Here is a 6,989-nt window from a genome sequence, read left to right as displayed (position 1 = left end):
CGAATGTTCAACACGCCCTAGGCATTAATATAAAGTTATTGTCTTAAAAAATGACTGCATACCTGAATGAAAAGACACCAGTGCGTGTCTTTTTTTATGCCAGAGTGTTTACCAGTCATATGAGCAGTTAGAGGTATATAACCATGGTTGATAAAGGCGAACGCATGAGTATTTTGGCAATACGTCAGGCTGTGCTAATCTAATTTATCTTTTATTCATTATCAAATTTTTAGTTCTATTTATTTATAACCATATATTCATAACAATTTATCTATAACAACAATCGAGACCTGATTATGAGCAAGCAAACCTTTACCGGCACTCAAAATTATATCGCCACAGACGATTTACAACTGGCAGTCAATGCCGCCATGACACTACAAAAACCCCTCCTGATTAAAGGGGAGCCGGGTACGGGTAAGACATTGCTTGCAGAAGAGGTTGCTGAGAGTCTAGGGATGCCACTGATTACGTGGCACATCAAGTCGACGACTAAAGCCGAGCAGGGTTTATACGAGTACGATGCGGTATCGCGCCTACGTGACTCGCAGTTGGGTGATGACAAGGTGTATGAGATTGGCAATTACATCAAGCCGGGCAAGCTGTGGGATGCCTTTACCAGCACTGAGCGCAGCGTACTACTAATCGATGAGATCGATAAAGCCGATATCGAGTTTCCTAATGACTTGCTGCATGAGCTGGATAAGATGTCGTTTTATGTGTATGAGACGGGCGAGACCATTACCGCAGAGCAGCGTCCAGTAGTAATCATTACATCAAACAATGAAAAAGAGCTGCCCGATGCGTTTTTGCGTCGTTGCTTCTTCCATTACATCGACTTTCCAGAAGAGCAAACCATGCGCCAAATCATAGAGGTGCATTTCCCCGATATTCAGGAAAAATTGGTCAACGACGCGTTGGATATATTCTACAAGCTGCGCAATATCCAAGGCCTTAAAAAACCACCATCAACGTCTGAGTTGGTCGATTGGTTGACGTTATTGCTCGCTGATGACATGGCGCAGGATGAGCTAGAAGAAAACTTACGCGGTGAAAAATCTATCCCGCCATTATATGGTGCATTGCTGAAAAACGAAGCCGATGTGAATTTACTGCAGCGTTTTGCCAACATGATGCGTCGTTAAGCGCGTCTAAGTGTTCAGTGCTTTTTTTGTTTTACGTCAATCAGTGGTGCGTCTCTTATGTTCATAAAACTATTCTATACCTTGCGGACTTACGGCGTACCAGTCAGTACGCGTGAGCTGCTTGATCTCAATGCCGCGTTAGATAAGGGCCTGATGATGCAGCCGCATCCTGAAGATCCAGCACTGGCGACTTTTGCGAGCCGTGAGGATATGTATCGGCTGATTCGGCTGTGCATGGTCAAAGACGAGCGCCATTTTGATAAATTTGATCGGGCAATGGCAGACTATTTTGAAGGGGTTGATAGCCTTGATATGGATGCGCTATTGGCTAAGCTGACCGATGTGCCTAAAGAATGGCTCGATCTAAAGCTCGATCCAAAAAACTTAACCGAAGAGCAAAGGCGTCTGCTCAAAAAGTACGGGTCGCTTGAGGAGCTGATGAAAGCGTTAGAGGAGCGGTTAAAAGAGCAAAAAGAGCGTCACCAAGGTGGTAGTAAGTGGGTAGGGATAGGTGGCACCTCGCCATTTGGTGCTTATGGCGACCATCCAGAAGGGGTGCGCGTCGGTGGTGAATCGCGTAAACGTAGCGCGGCGAAAGTCTGGGAGCAGCGTAAATATCGCAACCTTGATGATGATAATCAACTGGGTACCCGCCAAATCCAAATGGCACTACGCAACCTACGTCAGTTCGCGCGGACAGGTAGTGCGGACGAGCTCGATATTCATGAGACCATTAAACGTACTGCCAAAAAAGGCGTGCTTGATATACATATGCAAGCCGAGCGCCGCAACCGTGTCAAAGTATTAATGCTATTTGACGTAGGCGGTAGTATGGATATCCATGTTGAAGCACTTGAGAAACTGTTCTCTGCGGCAAAGAATGAATTTAAAACATTAGAGTTCTTTTATTTTCATAACTGTCTATATGACTATGTATGGAAAGACAATAATCGTCGCCATAGCGCACCGATGCCAACGTTTGAGCTACTCAATAAATATGGGCGCGAGTATCGCGTCATCTTCGTCGGTGATGCATCGATGTCACCTTATGAGTTGATGACAGTCGGTGGTAGCGTAGAGTATATGAATAATGAAGCGGGCATCGTTTGGTTAAAGCGTGTACTGGAGCATTTTGATAAAGTCACTTGGCTCAATCCTGAAAACCCGTCGTATTGGCAATATACGCAAACCATCGTTGAAATTAAAAAGCTATTCGAAGATAAGATGTATCCGATGACGCTACATGGTGTTGAAGAAATGACTCAATATATGGCACGGTAATTTTGATATTCAGCCCGATTGATGAATAAATAAAGCCTGTTAACACAGAGTAAATCATTATAACAACAGCCGTTATGACAACATAGCGGCTGTTTTTTTATCGATGCAAATAAGCTCGATATTGATTGTATATTAGTATGCTTAGTAAAGTGTGATAAAATTCATTTAAAATGAATGTTATAAATATTCTGAATTGGGCGGTTAAAAATTTTGATGACTACTGTAAAAAGGTCTACTCATTATTGCTAGTTTAGACGGATTATGTTTAACATCTCAATTTATCAATGAAGTTAATGACTAAGAGAAACAACATGGCCTCACCAAAAACGTTAGAAATCGTCACCGCAACTGTTCCTGTACTTGAAGAGCATGGCGTTGCGATTACCACTGTGTTTTATAAAAATATGTTTAATGAGCATCCTGAGCTGTTAGATATTTTTAATGAAACCAATCAAAAATTGGGAAGACAGCAGACGGCGCTAGCAACGACAGTATTAGCCGCTGCCAAGCACTTGGACAAACTGGCTACGCTATTGCCACAAGTGACCCAGATTAGCCATAAGCATAGAGCGTTACAGATATTGCCTGAGCATTATCCTATCGTTGGTAAGCATCTAATTGGGGCGATAAAAGAAGTATTAGGTGAGGCGGCTACCGATGACATTATCGACGCTTGGACAGAAGCTTATGATGAAATTGCCTCAGTATTTATCCAAATTGAACATGGTATGTATGAAGAAGCAATGTGGCAGGGGTTTGCACTGTTTAAGGTCACTAAAAAAGAAGCAGTTGCTACAGATATCGCAGCCTTTACCGTGGTACCAGTCGATAAGAGTGAGAACAATTCGGGCAATGATTCAGCAAACGCTTTAGAGATTGATTTGAGCAAGTTGATCTTAACCGCTGGTCAATACATCACGGTGAAAACAGACCCAAAAGACAGCGACCATATAGCCTTACGTCATTATTCTTTATACTCTGCCAGTACCGATACGGGCATTCAGTTTGCGGTTCGACGTGATAACCGTAATGAACATCATGGGTTGGTTTCTAACTATATGCATGATCAACTAGAAGTAGGTGATACGGTTTTATTATCGGCGCCAGCTGGTGACTTTGCGCTCAATCAAGATTTGATACAGCAAAATGATATTCCATTGGTGTTGATGAGTGCAGGAGTCGGGGTGACGCCTGTACTGTCTATGCTAGAGGCGCAAGTATTAGCCAATCCTAAACGTCCTATTATTTGGGTTTATGCATGTCAAAATATCGCTCATCATGCTTTTTCTGATCAAGTTAGTAAGTTACTCGAACAGGCTGAGAGTGTAGAAAAGCATATATTTTACTTTGAGTCTGGGCAGTTATTGGATGCCGCGTGGCTTGCTACCTTGCCTAATCCTGCCGATATCTATGTGTGCGGCTCGATGCCATTTATGGAGAGCATGATTGATGGGTTAGTAGCATTAGATCATGGTATCGATAGCGTCCACTACGAACCATTTGGCCCTAAGATGAGCTTGGGTGGCTAGTTTTTAACATATAGTCGGTGAACTACTAAACCGCTACGTCGTTACCCTCCTTAGATGGACTATTTGTACTATTTGCAGTCGGCTGCCTTGTACCCATTTTAGAGTTCTTTGACTATAATATTCAAAATAAACGTTTATAAAAAAGCACTTAGCGTGATTATTTCACGCTAAGTGCTTTTTTAATCTTAGTTGAAAATAAAGCGTATTAGGGTACATTACTCTTTATTTTCAACCAATCCAATCATCACACCCATCTCTTTTTTGTCTTGCTTATCGATACTGGGTGCATATAAGGCTGAGGCAATACCCCCATCCAAAAATAGCGCGTTTGGACAACCTAACTCGTCTTTGAATAGAGTCGCAAACTGATAAAACGTCACAGGCTCGTCTGTATTGACGAATTGTATGCTGCCATCTCGGCAAATGCCTGCACCATTACGCAGTTTGATGGATGTGCTATCAGGATTGAACTGCGGATGTATCTCATCATTGATGACTAGCATAGGACCAGATTGCGTCGCATACCAAGGCTGTGCGTTGCCATTGTTTATCTGTTCATCTAAGGCGTGGCTTTCGGTGATTTGTACGTGACCAGTTTTGTCCCACCACATAACGCCATTGGGTAATAAATGAAAATTGCCACCACCTTCTTTTAGATTGAGCGATTTGACTTCTTCGCCTTTGATGACGGTGTAACCAATTGGTGCATAGTTTTCGTTGTACATTCCTGCATTCATGGCAAAGTTTAGAGTTTCAGTCTTTGGTAAAGTGGACAACAATGTATCAAAGGTTAGTAATGGTTGGTCATTAGAGGCTTGCCAAAACAGCTGCAGTGAATAACGATCGCTTGTTAATCCATTTGCATCCACGCGGCACACGCTATAAGCGAACGGCGTGTCCTGTGTCTGACACGACCAACTGTCTGTATCGAGGTTAGTCGTGTCAGTGTCTGTCTGCTGGCAAGCGCTAAGGCCAAGCGCAAGCACTATCAATGATAACGATAAGGTCAAAATGGAGGTTGGCATCAATCACACGTCTTTTAACATAGGGGTATTTGTGGTTTGCTACTGCTTTATATATAAATCTTGGGTACTCGCTTTTAGTCGCTACTAGGCGGATAGTCACGGAAAGTATTATTCACATTGCCGATGAGTTGTCCACCATCGGTCATGATCGAGTGGTCGGAGCTGTATGGAGAGCTATATCCAGCGCGGTGTTCGGTTGGTGCGCTAGTCTCTTTGCCTTTATCACGAGAGTCTTTGTTATAAGCAATGAGCGCATCATTATTGGCTAAGAAACTATCAGGATTGGCCATCACCCACATCTGATTGAAAATATCCGCACGCGCGCTATTATCAAGTAATGCACCCTTATCCGTAAAGTAGAAAAACTTAGATAGCAGCTTAATCTGCCCGTCATCTAGACGGCGGGCGATATGATAAGGTTGCAGCTGACTCGGATGCTGTAAGCCCACCGCGCCGACGATACTGGCTAATGATTTGAGTGTGTTTTTGTGAAAACTTGCCACGCGCTCTGCTTTGCTAGGGACATCGAGGGCCTTTTGACGGTAAGGGTCTTGGGTAGCCACGCCTGTCGGGCAAGTATTGGTGTGACAAGAGCGCGACTGAATACAACCAACCGCAAACATAAAGCCACGCGCCGAGTTACACCAATCGGCACCTAGCGCAATCATCCGTGCAATATCAAACCCTGAGACAATCTTGCCACTGACACCAAGTCTGATCTTGTCACGAATGCCTGCACCGACCAAAGTATTGTGAACAAGCAAAAACCCTTCGACCATCGGCATGCCGACATTGTCCATAAACTCAACAGGCGCCGCACCTGTACCGCCTTCGGCACCATCAATAACAATAAAATCAGGATAGTTATCCGTCTCTATCATGGCTTTGACAATTGCCATAAACTGCCAAGGCTGCCCCACGCATAGCTTAAAGCCAACAGGCTTGCCACCAGATAGCTCACGTAGCTGCTGCCAAAAGGCGACAAGCTCACGCGGTGTACTAAACGCGGTGTGCGAAGCGGGCGAAATACAGTCTTGACCCGTCGGCACTTGGCGAGTATCGGCAATCTCTTGAGTGATTTTGCTCGATGGCAACACGCCGCCTTTACCCGGTTTGGCACCTTGCGACAGCTTGATCTCGATCATTTTGACTTGTGGATCGACGGCTTTTTCGGCGAAAGACTGTGGGTCAAAATTGCCTTCGGCATCACGGCAGCCAAAATACCCTGTACCCAACTCCCAAATCAAATCGCCACCGAACTTACGATGATAAGGGCTGATAGCACCTTCGCCCGTATCATGCGTAAATCCGCCTATTTTTGCGCCTTGATTGAGTGCCATAATGGCGTTTGCGGACAGACTGCCAAAACTCATCGCGGAGATGTTAAATACCGACATATCATGCGGCTGCTTACAACGCTCGCCGCCAACAGTGATACGAAAGTCTTTGTTTTTTAGCGGTTGACTGATGGCAGATTGCAAAAACCATTCTTTACCATGAGTATAAAGATTGTCTAGCGTACCAAACGCATTGGTATCGCTGACGTTCTTTGCCCGCTGATACACTAGCGCGCGCTGCTGGCGTGAAAATGGCACCTGCTCTTTGTCATCTTCAAGCAAATACTGACGAATCTCAGGACGAAAATCCTCTAGTACGTAGCGTATATGTCCTGCTATCGGGTAGTTTTTTAGCACTGAATGCTTGGACTGAATCAGATCATAAATACCGAGTCCTACGCCAAAACCTCCAATCACAATTAGCCAACCGTGCATCAGCAGCAATCCGGCTAATAATAGACAAATGGCTGCACCCAGCGTGCTATAGCGCAGCAGCAACCCGACAAAATACGGCGAGCTGGTTTTGGGTTCAGGGTGTAGATTGGTACGAGATTCAGGCATAGCAAGGCTCAATAGTCATTGTAAATATAGATAAGACGCTCAAATTTGTCGCGTATATCATACACCGATGCTATCGCCACGTCGGTATCATTGGGTAACAGTATACTAATG

At 44.4% G+C, this 6,989-nt stretch carries 5 protein-coding genes; 3 read left to right on the top strand and 2 right to left on the bottom strand.

All coding sequences use genetic code 11. From position 1 onward, the window contains the following. Positions 1 to 296 precede the first annotated feature (296 nt). The 3 genes from AS194_RS07150 (at position 297) to AS194_RS07140 (ending at position 3,955) form a co-directional block, all read left to right on the top strand. Complete coding sequence (locus tag AS194_RS07150) at positions 297 to 1,145, top strand: AAA family ATPase (protein WP_058024824.1); 849 nt, start codon at positions 297 to 299, stop codon at positions 1,143 to 1,145. A 57-nt stretch (positions 1,146 to 1,202) separates the two neighbouring features. Beyond that, positions 1,203 to 2,426: a vWA domain-containing protein gene (locus AS194_RS07145; protein WP_058024823.1), complete on the top strand. Its 1,224-nt coding sequence runs from the start codon at positions 1,203 to 1,205 to the stop codon at positions 2,424 to 2,426. A 311-nt stretch (positions 2,427 to 2,737) separates the two neighbouring features. Beyond that, positions 2,738 to 3,955, top strand: a complete 1,218-nt coding sequence (locus tag AS194_RS07140; RefSeq protein WP_058024822.1) for a globin domain-containing protein — start codon at positions 2,738 to 2,740, stop codon at positions 3,953 to 3,955. A 215-nt stretch (positions 3,956 to 4,170) separates the two neighbouring features. On the opposite strand, the gene AS194_RS07135 is transcribed toward AS194_RS07140, so the two are convergent. Next, the gene (locus tag AS194_RS07135) at positions 4,171 to 4,980 is read right to left on the bottom strand and encodes a phosphodiester glycosidase family protein (protein ID WP_058024821.1); all 810 of its coding nucleotides are present in this window, start codon (positions 4,978 to 4,980) and stop codon (positions 4,171 to 4,173) included. Positions 4,981 to 5,054: 74 nt separating this feature from the next. Continuing rightward, positions 5,055 to 6,878 (bottom strand): FMN-binding glutamate synthase family protein, encoded by a 1,824-nt coding sequence (locus AS194_RS07130; protein ID WP_058024820.1) that lies wholly within the window; start codon positions 6,876 to 6,878, stop codon positions 5,055 to 5,057. Positions 6,879 to 6,989: the final 111 nt, after the last annotated feature.

This window comes from Psychrobacter piscatorii, from assembly GCF_001444505.1.
Classification (GTDB): Bacteria; Pseudomonadota; Gammaproteobacteria; order Pseudomonadales; family Moraxellaceae; genus Psychrobacter; species Psychrobacter piscatorii_B.
The sequence above is the reverse complement of the archived record's forward strand: the minus strand, read 5'-3'. Positions and strand labels throughout refer to the sequence as shown.